Consider the following 14098-nt stretch of genomic DNA (forward strand, 5'->3'; position numbering starts at 1 on the left):
GGGAAGCCTTGCTCGCCCCGGTCGCCTTGACCGGGGCCTCGCGTTACCATGGCGGCCATTTCCGAACAGCAGAGTCCGCTTTCCATGAGTGCAGCTTCCGAGAAGACACGCGTTCTCACCGGCATCACCACCACCGGCACGCCCCACCTGGGCAACTACGTGGGGGCGATCAAGCCCGCCATCGCCGCGAGCCAGGACCCGACCGTCCAGTCCTACTACTTCCTCGCCGACCTGCATGCGCTGATCAAGTGCCAGGACCCGCGGCGCGTCCAGGAGTCGCGCCTGGAGATCGCGGCGACCTGGCTGGCGCTGGGGCTGGATACCGACAACGCCATCTTCTACCGCCAGTCGGACGTGCCGGAGATTACGGAGCTGACCTGGATGCTCTCCTGCGTCTGCGCCAAGGGCCTGATGAACCGGGCGCATGCCTACAAGGCGGCGGTGGCCGAGAACGAGGCCGCCGGCAACCAGGACCCGGACAAGGGCATCACCATGGGGCTGTTCGGCTACCCGGTGCTCATGGCGGCCGACATCCTGATGTTCAATGCCCACAAGGTGCCGGTGGGGCGCGACCAGATCCAGCACATCGAGATGGCGCGCGACATCGCCGGACGCTTCAACCACCTCTACAAGGGGCAGTACTTCACCCAGCCCGATGCGGTGGTGGACGAGCGGGTGGAGGTGCTGGGCGGCCTCGATGGACGCAAGATGTCCAAGAGCTACAACAACACCATCCCGCTGTTCGTCTCGGAGAAGAAGCTGCTGAAGCTGGTCCGCAAGATCAAGACCAATTCCCTGGAGCCCGGCGAGCCCAAGGACCCGTCGACCTGCACCCTCTTCCAGATCTATTCGGCCTTCGCGACACCCGACGAGACCGAGGCCATGCGCACCGAGTACGCCAACGGCATCGGCTGGGGCGAGGCCAAGAACCGCGTCTTCGAGCTCCTCAACGAGCAGTTGCGTGAGCCCCGTGAGCGCTACCAGGCGCTGATGGAGGACCCCGGCCACATCGAACAGGTGCTGCTCCAGGGCGCCGAGCGGGCCCGGGCCGAGGCGGCGCCCTTCATGGACCGCCTGCGCCAGGCGGCGGGTCTCGGTCGCTTCGTCTAGGCGTCGTCCGGGTGACGCCCATGGTCACGGGCCGGGCCCCCTTGGGGCTCGGCCCCTTTTATTGCCGAATCGAATGAAAATCATCCAACTGATGATTTCCCGTTCTTGTCGGGATTCGTTAGGCTGCGCTTCTTTCCCGGGCCCGGCCCGGACGATCCTGGAGGAGACGCCATGAGTGCATTCGCCCTGACCAGACGTTCCCGCCTGGCCCTGCCGGCCATCGCCGCCGCGGCGCTGCTGGTTGCCTCGCTGGCAATAGGGGTCGCCTTCGGCGCGCGTCTCGGCGCGCTGATGGTGGTGGGAGGCCTGCTCGGCATGGTGCTCTACCACGCCGCCTTCGGCTTCACCGCCGCCTGGAGGGTCTTCATCACCGAGCGACGCGGCCGCGGCCTGCGCGCCCAGATGGTGATGCTGGCCATCGCCGTGGTGCTGTTCTTCCCGGCGCTCGCGTCCGGCAGCCTGTTCGGCCAGTCCGTCTACGGCTTCGTGGCTCCGATCGGCGTGTCGGTGGTCGTCGGCGCCTTCCTCTTCGGCCTAGGCATGCAGCTGGGCGGCGGCTGTGCCTCGGGCACCCTCTTCACGGCCGGTGGCGGCAATGCCCGCATGCTGGTCACCCTGCTGTTCTTCGTGGTCGGCTCGGTGATCGGCACCGCCCACTTCACCTGGTGGCAGAGCCTGCCGGCCTTCCAGCCGGTCTCGCTGGTCAGGACCGTGGGCGCCGGGGGCGGCATCGGGATCAGCCTGGCGCTGTTCGCCGCCATCGCGGCCCTGACGGTGGTGATGGAACGGCGTCGCCACGGCGGGCTGGAGCAGGCGCCCCGGGTCGATGCCGGCAACCGCCGCTGGCTCACCGGTCCCTGGCCGCTGCTGTTCGGCGCCGTGGCCCTGGCGCTGCTCAATTTCGCGACCCTGTCGCTCGCCGGTCGCCCCTGGGGCGTGACCTCGGCCTTCGCGCTCTGGGGCGCCAAGGGCTTCGAGCTCCTGGGCGGCGACGTCAGCCAGTGGGGCTACTGGCAGGCCTCCTGGAACGCCAAGGCGCTGGAGGCCAGCGTGTGGGGCGACATCACCACGGTGATGAACGTCGGCATCATGGTCGGCGCCCTGGTGGCGGCCTCCCTGGCCGGCAAGTTCGCGCCCAACTTCCGCATCCCGGCGAGGTCCCTGCTGGCCGCCGTGCTCGGCGGCATCCTGCTGGGCTATGGGGCCCGCCTGGCGTTCGGCTGCAACATCGGCGCCTACTTCGGGGGCATCGCCTCCGGCAGCCTGCACGGTTGGGTGTGGCTGGTGGCGGCCTTTGCCGGCAACATGCTCGGCGTGAAGCTGCGGCCCTTCTTCTTCGAGGGGCAGGCCGCCCGGGTGCCGACGGCGAAGGGCTGCTGACCCGACGGGCAGGCGCCCCGGCCCGAGGTCGGGGCGTCGGCGGTTGCAGCGTGCTAGAGTGTCGTCGATGGCGCCGCAAGAGTGCCAACGGCCCGTTCCAGTCACCGTATCGAGGCGAGAGATGACCATCGACGACAAGCGCCCCCTCTACATTCCCTATGCCGGCCCACCGCTGCTCGAGATGCCGCTGCTCAACAAGGGCAGCGCCTTCAGCCGCGAGGAGCGTCTGGAGTTCAACCTGATCGGGCTGCTGCCGCAGAATGTGGAGACCATCGAGGAACAGGCGGAACGGGCCTATCGGCAGTACAGCCAGTGCCAGACTGACCTGGACAAGCACATCTACTTGCGCGCCATCCAGGACGACAACGAGACCCTCTACTACCGGCTGGTCACCGAGCATCTCGAGGAGATGCTGCCGATCATCTACACCCCCACCGTCGGCAAGGCGTGCGAGGAGTTCTCCAACATCTATCGCAACCACCGCGGTCTCTTCATCGCCTATCCCGACCGCGATCGCATGGATGACATCCTGCGCAGCTCCACCAAGGACAAGGTCAAGGTGATCGTGGTCACCGACGGCGAGCGCATCCTCGGGCTCGGCGACCAGGGGATCGGCGGCATGGGCATCCCCATCGGCAAGCTGGCGCTCTACACCGCCTGCGGCGGCATCAGCCCGGCCTACACCCAGCCGATCATGCTGGACGTGGGCACCAACAACCAGGCGCTGCTCGACGATCCCATGTACATGGGCTGGCGCCACCGGCGTGTCTCCCAGGAGGAGTACGATGCCTTCATGGCGGAGTTCATCGCTGCGGTGAAGCGCCGCTGGCCCGGCGTGCTGCTTCAGTTCGAGGACTTCGCCCAGGCCAATGCCCTGCCGCTGCTGGATCGCTACCGCGACGAGCTGTGCTGCTTCAACGACGACGTCCAGGGCACGGCCTCCGTGGTGGTGGGCACGCTGATGGCGGCCTGCCAGGCGCGTGACGAGGGCATCGGCCAGCAGCGGGTGGTGTTCGTGGGGGCCGGCTCGGCCGGCTGCGGCATCGCCGAGCAGGTGGTGGTGGCCATGCAGGCCGAGGGGCTGACCGAGAAGGAGGCGCGATCGCGCATCTACATGGTCGATCGCGAGGGCCTGGTCACCTCCGAACAGGCCTGGCTGCGCGACTTCCAGGCCCGCCTGGCCCATGACCCCGACCTGGTGGCCGACTGGGAGGGGCAGTCGCTGCTCGAGGTGGTAAACCGGATCGAGCCCACGGTGCTGATCGGGGTCTGCGGCATGCCGGGCATCTTCACCGAGGAGGTGGTCCGGGCCATGCATTCCCACTGCGAGATGCCGCTTATCATGCCGCTCTCCAACCCCACCTCCCGGGCCGAGGCGGTACCGGAGGACGTGCTACGCTGGACCGACGGCCAGGCCCTGGTGGCCACCGGCAGCCCCTTCCCGCCGGTGGAGTTCGGCGGACGCAGCATTCCCATCGCCCAGTGCAACAATGCCTACATCTTCCCGGGCATCGGCCTCGGCGTGGTGGCGGCCGGGGCGAAGCGGGTCACCGATGCCATGCTGATGGCCTCGTCACGGGCGCTGGCCCGCGAAGCGCCGCTGGTCAAGGAAGGGAAGGGCGCGCTGCTGCCGCCCCTTTCCAAGATCCGGGAGCTCTCCACGGCCATCGCCTTCGACGTGGCCGCCCAGGCCCAGGGCGAGGGCGTGGCGCTGAAGACCAACGGCATCAAGCTGCGCCAGGCCATCGAGCGCAGCAGCTGGATGCCGGAGTATCGCCGCTACCGCCGCCGCTCCTACTGAGTCCAGGGCGAGCAGAAAAAAGGCCCCGCCGGTCGCCCGGCGGGGCCTCTTTAGCTCTGGTGTCATCACGGTGGCTTAGGCGGTGTCGGCGACGGGTCGCTAGGGGCGCTGTAGCCCCCTCCCTGGGCGCTACCGTTGCCGACCCTGTTCGCGTCTTGTCGCCGACGCCTGTGGCGCTTTCGATCAGGCGGCCCTGGTCAGGCCGACCCGATCATGTTGCGCAGCACATAGTGGAGGATGCCGCCGTGGCGGTAGTACTCCAGTTCGTTGGCGGTATCGATCCGGCAGAGCGCCTCGATCTTCTTCTCGCCCTTGTCGGAGGCGATGGTCACCTTGACCCGGCCCCCCGGGGTGAGCGAGGCGAGCCCCTCGATGGAGACCGTCTCATCGCCGGTCAGGCCCAGCGTCTTGCGGCTCTCGCCCTCCGGGAACTGCAGCGGCACCACGCCCATCCCGATGAGGTTGGAGCGGTGGATGCGCTCGTAGGACTCGGCCAGCACCGCGCGGACCCCGAGCAGGCGCGTGCCCTTGGCCGCCCAGTCGCGGCTGGAGCCGGTGCCGTACTCCTTGCCGGCGATCACCACCAGCGGGGTGCCCTCCTGCTGGTAGCGCATGGCGGCATCGTAGATGGCCATCTGCTCGCCGGAGGGCACGTGGCGGGTCTCGCCGCCGACCACGCCGTCGAGCATCTCGTTCTTGATGCGCACGTTGGCGAAGGTGCCGCGCATCATCACCTCGTGGTTGCCGCGCCGTGAGCCGTAGGAGTTGAAGTCCACCGGCTTGACGCCGTGCTCCTGCAGGTAGCGTCCGGCGGGGCTGTCGGGCTTGATGGAGCCGGCCGGGGAGATGTGGTCGGTGGTCACCGAGTCCCCCAGCATGGCCAGCACCCGGGCGTCCTTGACGTCATCGATGGCGTCCGGCGTGCGGCCCATGCCCTCGAAGAAGGGCGGATGCTGGATGTAGGTGGAGTCCGTCGACCACTGGTACACCTTGCTCTGGGGCACCTCGATCGCCTTCCACACCTCGTCGCCGTCGAAGACCTCGGCGTACTCCTTGCGGAACATCTCGGTGTTGACCTGCTCCACGGCCTCGGCGATCTCAGCCTGGCTGGGCCAGATGTCCTTGAGGAAGACCGGCTGGCCGTGCCGGTCCGTGCCCAGGGGCTCACGGGTCAGGTCGAGCTGGACGTTGCCGGCCAGGGCATAGGCCACCACCAGGGGCGGCGAGGCCAGCCAGTTGGTCTTGACCAGCGGGTGCACTCGGCCCTCGAAGTTGCGGTTGCCCGAGAGCACGGAGGCCACGGTGAGGTCGCCCGTCTCGATGGCCTCCTCGATCGGGCCCGCCAGCGGGCCGGAGTTGCCGATGCAGGTGGTGCAGCCGTAGCCGACCAGGTTGAAGCCCAGGGCATCGAGGTCATCCTGCACGCCGCCGGCGGCCAGGTAGTCGGTGACCACCTTGGAGCCCGGCGCCAGGGAGGTCTTGACCCAGGGCTTGGTGCCGAGTCCCTTCTCGCGGGCCTTCCGTGCCAGCAGGCCAGCGGCCATCATCACGCTGGGGTTGGAGGTGTTGGTGCAGGAGGTGATGGCGGCGATCACCACCGCGCCGGGATTCAGCCGGAAGGCCTCGCCGTCCAGGGTGACGTCCTGACTGTCGTGGTGCTCGTAGCTCTCCTCGACGCCCACGGCGGTCTGGCCGCCCTCGGACATCAGCTTGCCCTTCTCGGTGCTGGAGAGCGGCTTGCCGTCGTCCTCCATGACCCGCGCGAAGGCCGAGCTCATGTCCTTGAGCGCCACCCGGTCCTGGGGCCGCTTGGGGCCGGCCAGGCTCGCCTCGACCTCGGTCATGTCCAGCGCCAGGGTGTCAGTGAAGACCGGCTCGTCGCCGGGCTCGCGCCACAGCCCCTGGGCCTTGCTGTAGGCCTCCACCAGCGCCAGCTGGGCGTCTTCGCGGCCGGTAAGGCGCATGTAGGTGAGGGTCTCGTCGTCCACCGGGAAGAAGCCGCAGGTCGCCCCGTACTCCGGCGCCATGTTGGCGATGGTGGCCCGGTCGGCCAGGGGCAGGTCCTTGAGGCCGTCGCCGTAGAACTCGACGAACTTGCCCACCACGCCCTTCTTGCGCAGCATCTCGGTGACGGTCAGCACCAGGTCGGTGGCGGTGATGCCCTCGCGCAGCTTGCCGGTGAGCTTGAAGCCGACGACCTCGGGAATCAGCATCGAGACCGGCTGGCCGAGCATGGCGGCCTCGGCCTCGATGCCGCCCACGCCCCAGCCGAGCACGCCCAGGCCGTTGATCATGGTGGTGTGGGAGTCTGTGCCGACCAGGGTGTCCGGATAGGCCAGGGTCTTGCCGTCCTGCTCCTTCGACCAGACGGTCTTGCCCAGGTACTCCAGGTTGACCTGGTGGCAGATGCCGGTGCCGGGGGGCACGACGCGGAAGTTGTCAAAGGCCTGCTGGCCCCAGCGCAGAAACTCGTAGCGCTCGTGGTTGCGCTCCATCTCGATGGCGACGTTGTCCTTGAACGCCGTGGCGTTGCCGAACTTGTCGACCATCACCGAGTGGTCGATGACCAGGTCCACCGGCGACAGTGGGTTGATGCGCGCGGGGTCCTCGCCGAGCGACTCCACCGCGGCGCGCATGGAGGCCAGGTCCACGACGCCCGGCACGCCGGTGAAGTCCTGCATCAGCACCCGGGCCGGGCGGTAGCCGATCTCGCGATCGGAGTGCCCCCGCTGCTGCCAGTCGACCAGCGCCTGCATGTCCTCGCGGGCGACGCTCTCGTCATCGGCGAAGCGCAGCTGGTTCTCCAGCAGGATCTTCAGCGTCTTGGGCAGTCGGTCGATGTTGCCGAGCGCCTCGGCGGCCTTGGGCAGGCTGTGGTAGTGGTAGGTCGTACCACCGGCGTCCAGCGTCTGCAGAGTATCCGGTAGGGACTCGTTGCTCATGCTGTCTGTCCTCCTGTCGCATCGCGGGGAGTGGGGTCACCCTCCTGGTACCTCTCTGGCAACATGGTCATGATAGAAGGGGTTTTCAACCGCTGCCCGTTGGCGCCGCTGGCCGGGCGCCCTTGAAATGGTGGCCCCCTCCCTCCATATTGCTGCAACACGGCACGAGGGGACGGACATCCCATGCATGAGGAACGGCTCGAGTCCCGGTGGGTGCACTGCCCCTACTGCGATACCCCGTTCGACCTGCTGGTCGACCTCTCCCAGGGCAGCCATGCCACCTGGGAGGACTGCCCGCGGTGCTGTGCCCCGATCCAGCTGCGCATCGAGGTGTCGCCGGTCAGTGGCGAACTCGCCTCGCTCGAGCTGGGGCGCGACGACGACGTGCTATAGCCGTCGCGGCGCGCCGGTCGCGAGCCCCTGTGGCACCCGTCCAGCGGCCTGCGCCATGTCGGCACCCGTCGGCATCGCCCAGTCCACTGCGCCATTCCCGACTCCACGAGGTCATGTCATGAGCGAAGCGCGTCACGAACGCCTGATCATCCTGGGCTCCGGCCCCGCCGGCTACACGGCGGCCGTCTATGCGGCCCGTGCCAACCTCAAGCCCCTGCTGATCACCGGTATCCAGGCCGGCGGCCAGCTGACCACCACCACCGACGTCGACAACTGGCCGGGGGACGACACGGGGGTCCAGGGTCCCGAGCTGATGGAGCGCATGCAGCGCCATGCCGAGCGCTTCGACACCGAGGTGCTCTTCGACCATGTCCACGAGGTGGAGCTGCGTGACCGGCCCTTCACCCTCAAGGGCGACAACGGCACCTACACCTGCGATGCCCTGATCATCGCCACCGGTGCCAGCGCGCGCTACCTGGGCCTGCCGTCCGAACAGGCGTTCATGGGCCAGGGGGTCTCGGCCTGTGCCACCTGCGATGGCTTCTTCTATCGCCAGAAGGAGGTCGTGGTGGTGGGCGGCGGCAATACCGCCGTGGAGGAGGCGCTCTACCTCTCCAACATCGCCTCGAAGGTGACCCTGGTGCATCGCCGCGACAGCCTGCGGGCCGAGAAGATCCTCCAGGACAAGCTGTTCGAGAAGGCCGAGAACGGCAATGTGGTGCTCGAGTGGAACCAGACCCTCGAGGAGGTGCTGGGCGACGGCAGCGGCGTGACCGGCGTGCGGCTTCGCTCCACCGAGACCGGCGAGACCAAGGAGCTGGCGGCGCCGGGGGTCTTCATCGCCATCGGTCACAGCCCCAATACCGGCATCTTCGAGGGGCAGCTCGAGATGGCCGGCGGTTACATCACCGTGAAATCAGGCCTCGAGGGCAATGCCACCGCCACCAGCGTGCCGGGCGTATTCGCCGCCGGCGACGTGATGGACCATGTCTATCGCCAGGCCGTGACCTCCGCCGGCACCGGCTGCATGGCGGCGCTGGACGCCGAGCGCTACCTCGACGAGCTGTAGGGGCAAGGCGAAGGGGGTAGCCTGCCGGCCCGATGCCGCGGCTTATCCGGGGGCAGGCCGGTTCGGGGGCGCTGTGAACCCCTCCCTGGGCGCTACCTCGGCCGTCCATGGTCCTCGGACCCCCTTCCGGCATGCCCCGGGGCCGCTCACCCGATGGTGGCGCCACACTTTCCTTGCCCCTTGCCCCTTGCCCCTTGCCCCTTGCCCCTCGGGGCTAATAGTGCGGCGGCCGCTCGTCCTCGGGGCGGGGAGCCGTGGCATCCTGGTCCTGCAGCGCCTGGCGCTGGTCGCGCAGCCGTTCCTGCATCAGCGCGTTGAGCCGATCGAGGCGCGTCAGCCGCCGTTCCTGGCCGGCCACGGCCGCGTCCAGGGTGTCGAGCCAGTGCTCCTGGTAGGCGATCCGGCTTTCCAGGGCCTCCAGCCGGCGTGCCAGCTCGTCAGGCGTCGTGTCATCGCTCATGATAGAATCCTCGCGCTGCGTGTCACCGTTCATCGTGGCACCCTTATGCATGAAGTTATGCATGAAGGTCCCTTTCTTCCGTTCACCACCACCAGAGAGTTTTACAGGTCCATGAATCGAAAGGTCGTGTTTCGTTGCAGTCTCATCAGCCTGCTGCTGGCCGCCCCGGCCCCGCTGCTGATTGCCCTGTTCATCCACCTCACCGGTGGCTCGCTGTCCCGCGAGCTTTTTGCCAGCCTCGAGGTCGGCGGCGTCGCCGCGGTCTATTTCGCCGCCGTGGCCGCGGTCTTCCTGCTGCTGCTGATCGCCACCCTGGCGGTCAATGCGCTCACCCCGCAGCTGGTCAACCTGGCGGAGGTCGAGGACGACGATCGCGAGATCGGCGAGGTCAAGTGGTTCAATGTCAACAAGGGCTATGGCTTCATCACCCGGGACGATGGCGAGGATGTCTTCGTCCACTTCCGGGCCATTCGGGGGCGCGGGCACCGCACCCTGGCCGAGGGCCAGAAGGTGCGCTACCACGTCATCCAGAACGAGCGGGGGCTTCAAGCCGACGACGTCACCGTCATCACCTGACGCCTGCCCGACGTGCCATCGGCCGTCGGCGCTCGAGCCATGCGTTCAACGCCCCGCTTCGGCGGGGCGTTGTCGCGTCTGGCCCATGGGTCGGGGTCATTGCCCCGAGTCGGGCCAGTCGATCGGCTGCTCGGTGCCATCGGGCAGCACCTGCAGGAAGCGGTCCGGGTCGTCGCCGGGCTGCCAGCCACCCAGCGAGCAGCGCACCTCGCAGCCCAGCCGCGCGGCGGCCTCCCGGGCGCACTCGGCGTCCGTCGCCCAGGGCGTGTCGGGGCTGTCGAGCCACAGGCTGGCGAAGCCGTCGGCGGCCTTCTCCACCAGCAGCACCGGCACTTCCGCCTCCCCCCGCCGTCCGCGGGTGCGCCACTGGCGCTTGCCGGCGGGGGTCAGCGGCTCGGCCCCGATGGCCTCCTGCAGCCAGGCATCCAGGCGCGCGACGTCGCCGCTGGCCAGGTAGATCTCGATGTCGGGATAGGATTCCATGATCGCCTCAGGGCCCTGCCGTGCCGGTGACGAAGAGCCGGCCGAGGACCGCCTCGTAGACCCGGCTGAGGTCGTCGAGGTCGGCGGCGAGCACCCGCTCGTTGACCTGGTGGATGGTGGCGTTGCAGGGGCCGAGCTCGACCACCTGGCTGCCCAGGGTGGCGATGAAGCGCCCGTCGGAGGTGCCCCCGGAGGTGGAGAGGGCGGGGTGATACCCCATGGCATCCTCCACGCCGGACACGGCGGCCTCCACCAGTTCGCCCTCGGCGGTCAGGAAGGGCTCGCCGTTGAGCGTCCAGTCCAGCCGGTAGTCGAGGCCGTGGGCGTCGAGCAGCGCCTCGGTGCGGGCCTTGAGCTGCTCGTGGGTCACCTCGGTGGAGAAGCGGAAGTTGAACACCACCTCGACGTCGCCGGGGATGACGTTGGTGGCGCCGGTGCCCGAGCGGAGGTTGGAGATCTGGAAGCTGGTGGCGGGGAAGAAGGCGTTGCCGGCGTCCCAGTGCTCCCGGGCCAGGGCGTCGAGTGCTGGCATCGCCTGGTGGATGGGGTTGCGCGCCAGGTGGGGGTAGGCCACGTGGCCCTGGACCCCCCGGACGTGCAGCACGCCGCCCAGCGAGCCACGCCGGCCGTTCTTGATCACGTCGCCGAGACGGTCGGTGGAGGAGGGCTCGCCGACGATGCAGTAGTCGAGGCGATCGTGGGTCTCGCGCAGGTGCTCGACCACGGCGCGGGTGCCGTCGATGGCCGGGCCCTCCTCGTCGGAGGTGATCAGGAAGCCGATCCGCCCGTGGTGGTCCGGGTGGGCCGCCACGAAGCGCTCCACCGCGGTGATCATCGCCGCCAGGCTGCCCTTCATGTCGGCGGCCCCGCGCCCCCTCAGCATGCCGTCGTCATCGATGCAGGGCTCGAAGGGCGGGAAGTCCCAGCGGGTGTGGGGGCCGCTGGGGACCACGTCGGTGTGCCCCGCGAAGGCCAGCAGCGGGCCATGGTGGCCGCGGGTGGCCCAGAAGTTCTCCACGTCCCCGTAGGGCAGGCGCTCGACCTGGAAGCCGAGCGCCTCCAGGCGCTCGATCATCAGCGCCTGGCAGCCCAGGTCATCCGGCGTCACCGAGGGACGGCGGATCAGCTCGAAGGCGAGCGCCAGGGTCGGGGAGAGGGCGGGGGCCTCAGTTGTGGGCATGCAGCGCCTCGTTCAGCGCGATGGCGCTCTTGTTGGTGAGGCACTCGATGCGGCCGTTCTGGGAGTTGCGACGCAGCAGCAGGTCGTCCTGGCCGGCGAGGTCGCGGGCCGCCACGGTGTCGGCGACCTGGCCCTGGTCGTCGAGCACGGTGACCTTGGCCCCGGCGGTGATGTAGAGGCCGGCCTCCACGGTGCAGCGATCCCCCAGCGGGATGCCGATGCCGGCATTGGCGCCGATCAGGCAGCCCTCGCCGACCTTGATGACGATGTTGCCGCCGCCGGAGAGGGTGCCCATGGTGGAGCAGCCGCCGCCAAGGTCCGAGCCCTTGCCGACCATCACGCCGGCGGAGATGCGGCCCTCGATCATGCCCGGCCCCTCGGTGCCGGCGTTGAAGTTGACGAAGCCCTCGTGCATCACCGTGGTGCCCTCGCCGAGGTAGGCGCCCAGGCGCACCCGGGCGGTGTCGCCGATGCGCACCCCGGTGGGCACCACGTAGTCGGTCATCTTGGGGAACTTGTCGACGCAGTCCACGGAGATCGGGCGGCCCTCCAGGCGGGCCTTGAGGCGCCGGGCCGGCAGCTCCTCGATGTCGATCGCCCCCTCGCTCGACCAGGCGATGTTGCGCAGCAGGCCGAACATGCCGGTCAGGTCGACGCCGTGGGGCTTGACCAGGCGATGGGAGAGCAGGTGCAGCTTGAGGTAGACCTCCGGGGCGCTCTGGGGCGGGGTGTCCACGTCGAGGAACATCGCCACCAGCGGGCGCTGGCTGGCCGCCAGGGCGTCGGCGAGCTCCGCCTGCTCGGGGTGGCCGGCGGCCTTGAGGGCACCGGCCAGCTCGCCGCACTGCTCGGGCAGGAAGCTGACCGCGGCGTTGCCGTCGGGGGCGCCGAGTACCTTGGCGGCGGCCTCCACCAGGCTCGCGTCCGGGTTGAGCAGCGGGGCCGGATAGTAGATCTCCAGCCAGTCGCCCTGGGTGTTTTGGGTGCCGATTCCGAGTGCAAAGCTCAGCATGGGAAGGTGTCCTCTGAAAACGTGGGGGAGGGGCGTTAGCCCCTAGAGTGAGTCGTAGTCGCCGTCGCGGTAGCCGACGAGGATCTCGTCGCCGGTATCGAGCAGCGGTCGCTTGAGCAGGGTGGGGTGCGACAGCAGCAGCTGGCGGGCCGTGTTGGCATCGAGATCGGCCTTGTCATTCTCGCTCAGCTGGCGCCAGGTGGTGCTGCGCCGGTTGAGCACCTCCATGATCGGCACCCGGTGGAGGATGTGTTCCAGCAGCGGGGCCGAGAGGCCGTCCTCGCGCAGGTCATGGACCTGGAAGGGGATGCCCTTTTCGTCCAGGGCCTTGCGGGCGCGGCGGCAGGTGTCGCAGTTCTTGATCACGTAGAGCGTCAGCATCGTGTGCTCCTCTCGATGAAGCGGCGGATCCGTCGCGCGGCCTCGGCGGTAGCCGCCACCTCGGCCACCAGGGCGAGGCGCAGGCGCCCGGCGCCGGGGTTCACGCCGTGGCGTCCCGGGCGCCCCATGTAGCTGCCGGGCAGCACCCCGACGTGCTCCTCGGCGTAGAGGGCGCGGGTGAAGGCCTCGTCGTCGCCGCCGGGCACCGCGGGCCACAGGTAGAAGCCGGCCTCGGGGGCAGGGAAGTCCATCACCGGGGCGAGGATCTCGGTGACCGCGGCGAACGTCTCCCGGTAGGCGTCGCGGTTGGCGCGCACGTGGGCCTCGTCGTTCCAGGCGGTGATCGAGGCGTGCTGCAGCGGCAGCGACATGGCGCAGCCGTGGTAGGTGCGGTAGCGCCGGAAGGGGGCGATCAGGTCGGCATCGCCGGCCACGAAGCCCGAGCGCAGCCCCGGCAGGTTGGAGCGCTTTGATAGCGAGTGGAACACCAGGCAGCGCCGGTAGTCGTGGCGGCCCAGGCGCGCACAGGCCTCGAGCAGCCCCGGGGGCGGTGCCGCCTCGTCCAGGTAGAGCTCGGAATAGCACTCGTCCGAGGCGATGATGAAATCGAACTCGTCGGCCAGTGCGATCAGCCGCTCGAACTCCGCCAGCGGCGTCACCGCGCCGGTCGGGTTGCCCGGCGAGCAGAGGAACACCAGCTGGACGTCGCGCCAGGTCTCGGCCGGCACCGCCTCAATATCCGGGCGGAAGTCCGTCTCGGCGCCGCAGTCCAGGTAGAGCGGCTGGCCGCCGGCCAGCAGGGTCGCCCCCTCGTAGATCTGGTAGAACGGGTTGGGCATGGCCACCCGGGCGGGGCGCGTGCGGTCCAGCGCCGCCTGCACGAAGGCGAAGATCGCCTCCCGGGTGCCGTTGACCGGCAGCACCTGGTGATCGGCGTCGAGGCCCTCGAGCCCGAAGCGCCGGGTCGCCCAGTCGGCGATGGCGCCACGCAGCTCGGGGAGTCCGGCGGTGGCCGGGTAGCGGGCGAAGGCCTGCCGGTGGGCATGCAGCGTCTCGAGCGCGGCGGCGTAGGGCGCGTGCTGGGGCTCGCCAATGGTCAGCGGGATGGAGGTCACGCCCGCGGGCGGCGTCACGCCGGCCCTGAGGGCCGCGAGCTTCTCGAAGGGATAGGGCTTGAGGGCGTCGAGATCGGGGTTCATGGGTGTCCAGGTGCGCCGTGGGCGATCAAGCGCCGGCGTCGTGATCCGTGATGACCCCGCCGGGGTGAGGCACGCGAGCGGGGAGGGCGTCGATTATAGGGAAGGCACCCGA

The 14098-nt window shown here is 69.2% G+C and carries 13 protein-coding genes; 6 read left to right on the forward strand and 7 right to left on the reverse strand.

The genetic code is table 11. The features are described from left to right. Positions 1–84: 84 nt before the first annotated feature. The 3 genes from trpS (at position 85) to BOX17_RS09955 (ending at position 4291) form a co-directional block, all read left to right on the forward strand. Positions 85–1110, forward strand: a complete 1026-nt coding sequence (gene trpS, locus BOX17_RS09945) for a tryptophan--tRNA ligase (RefSeq protein ID WP_071944146.1) — start codon at positions 85–87, stop codon at positions 1108–1110. A gap of 171 nt (positions 1111–1281) precedes the next feature. Beyond that, positions 1282–2490, forward strand: a complete 1209-nt coding sequence (locus BOX17_RS09950; protein WP_071944148.1) for a YeeE/YedE family protein — start codon at positions 1282–1284, stop codon at positions 2488–2490. 121 nt (positions 2491–2611) lie between these two features. Further along, a complete protein-coding gene (locus tag BOX17_RS09955; protein ID WP_071944150.1) occupies positions 2612–4291 on the forward strand; it encodes an NAD-dependent malic enzyme in 1680 nt (559 codons plus the stop codon). Between the two features lie 197 nt (positions 4292–4488). Here the strand turns inward: BOX17_RS09955 and acnA are convergent, their stop codons facing one another. Further along, the gene (gene acnA / locus BOX17_RS09960; protein ID WP_071944152.1) at positions 4489–7233 is read right to left on the reverse strand and encodes an aconitate hydratase AcnA; all 2745 of its coding nucleotides are present in this window, start codon (positions 7231–7233) and stop codon (positions 4489–4491) included. A gap of 183 nt (positions 7234–7416) precedes the next feature. Between acnA and BOX17_RS09965 the strand changes: the two genes are divergently transcribed. Together BOX17_RS09965 and trxB are read left to right on the forward strand one after the other, a co-directional pair. After that, positions 7417–7626 carry a zinc ribbon domain-containing protein gene (locus tag BOX17_RS09965; protein ID WP_071944154.1) on the forward strand — a complete coding sequence of 70 codons (210 nt, stop codon included), beginning with the start codon at positions 7417–7419 and terminating at the stop codon, positions 7624–7626. Positions 7627–7744: 118 nt separating this feature from the next. Next, positions 7745–8695 carry a thioredoxin-disulfide reductase gene (gene trxB, locus BOX17_RS09970; protein ID WP_071944156.1) on the forward strand — a complete coding sequence of 317 codons (951 nt, stop codon included), beginning with the start codon at positions 7745–7747 and terminating at the stop codon, positions 8693–8695. Between the two features lie 214 nt (positions 8696–8909). Here trxB and BOX17_RS09975 read toward each other — a convergent pair whose 3' ends face one another. Further along, the gene (locus BOX17_RS09975; RefSeq protein WP_071946803.1) at positions 8910–9155 is read right to left on the reverse strand and encodes a SlyX family protein; all 246 of its coding nucleotides are present in this window, start codon (positions 9153–9155) and stop codon (positions 8910–8912) included. A gap of 111 nt (positions 9156–9266) precedes the next feature. On the opposite strand from BOX17_RS09975, the gene BOX17_RS17230 reads away from it, so the two are divergent. Continuing rightward, complete coding sequence (locus BOX17_RS17230) at positions 9267–9731, forward strand: cold-shock protein (protein ID WP_071944158.1); 465 nt, start codon at positions 9267–9269, stop codon at positions 9729–9731. 96 nt (positions 9732–9827) lie between these two features. Here the strand turns inward: BOX17_RS17230 and BOX17_RS09985 are convergent, their stop codons facing one another. Genes BOX17_RS09985 through dapC form a run of 5 tightly spaced genes read right to left on the reverse strand, consistent with a single transcriptional unit; the run spans position 9828 to position 13986 of the window. Next, the gene (locus tag BOX17_RS09985; protein ID WP_208858057.1) at positions 9828–10214 is read right to left on the reverse strand and encodes a hypothetical protein; all 387 of its coding nucleotides are present in this window, start codon (positions 10212–10214) and stop codon (positions 9828–9830) included. A 7-nt stretch (positions 10215–10221) separates the two neighbouring features. After that, positions 10222–11394: a succinyl-diaminopimelate desuccinylase gene (gene dapE, locus BOX17_RS09990; protein WP_071944159.1), complete on the reverse strand. Its 1173-nt coding sequence runs from the start codon at positions 11392–11394 to the stop codon at positions 10222–10224. Next, on the reverse strand, positions 11381–12406 hold the full coding sequence (gene dapD, locus BOX17_RS09995) for a 2,3,4,5-tetrahydropyridine-2,6-dicarboxylate N-succinyltransferase (protein ID WP_071944161.1): 1026 nt from the start codon (positions 12404–12406) through the stop codon (positions 11381–11383). The genes dapE and dapD overlap by 14 nt, the downstream gene beginning before the upstream one ends. A 42-nt stretch (positions 12407–12448) precedes the next feature. After that, complete coding sequence (locus tag BOX17_RS10000; RefSeq protein ID WP_071944163.1) at positions 12449–12787, reverse strand: Spx/MgsR family RNA polymerase-binding regulatory protein; 339 nt, start codon at positions 12785–12787, stop codon at positions 12449–12451. Then, positions 12781–13986 carry a succinyldiaminopimelate transaminase gene (gene dapC, locus BOX17_RS10005; protein ID WP_071944165.1) on the reverse strand — a complete coding sequence of 402 codons (1206 nt, stop codon included), beginning with the start codon at positions 13984–13986 and terminating at the stop codon, positions 12781–12783. Before dapC ends, BOX17_RS10000 begins: the two co-directional genes overlap by 7 nt. Between the last annotated feature and the right edge of the window lie 112 nt (positions 13987–14098).

Source organism: Halomonas aestuarii, from assembly GCF_001886615.1.
GTDB classification, from domain to species: domain Bacteria; phylum Pseudomonadota; class Gammaproteobacteria; order Pseudomonadales; family Halomonadaceae; genus Halomonas; species Halomonas aestuarii.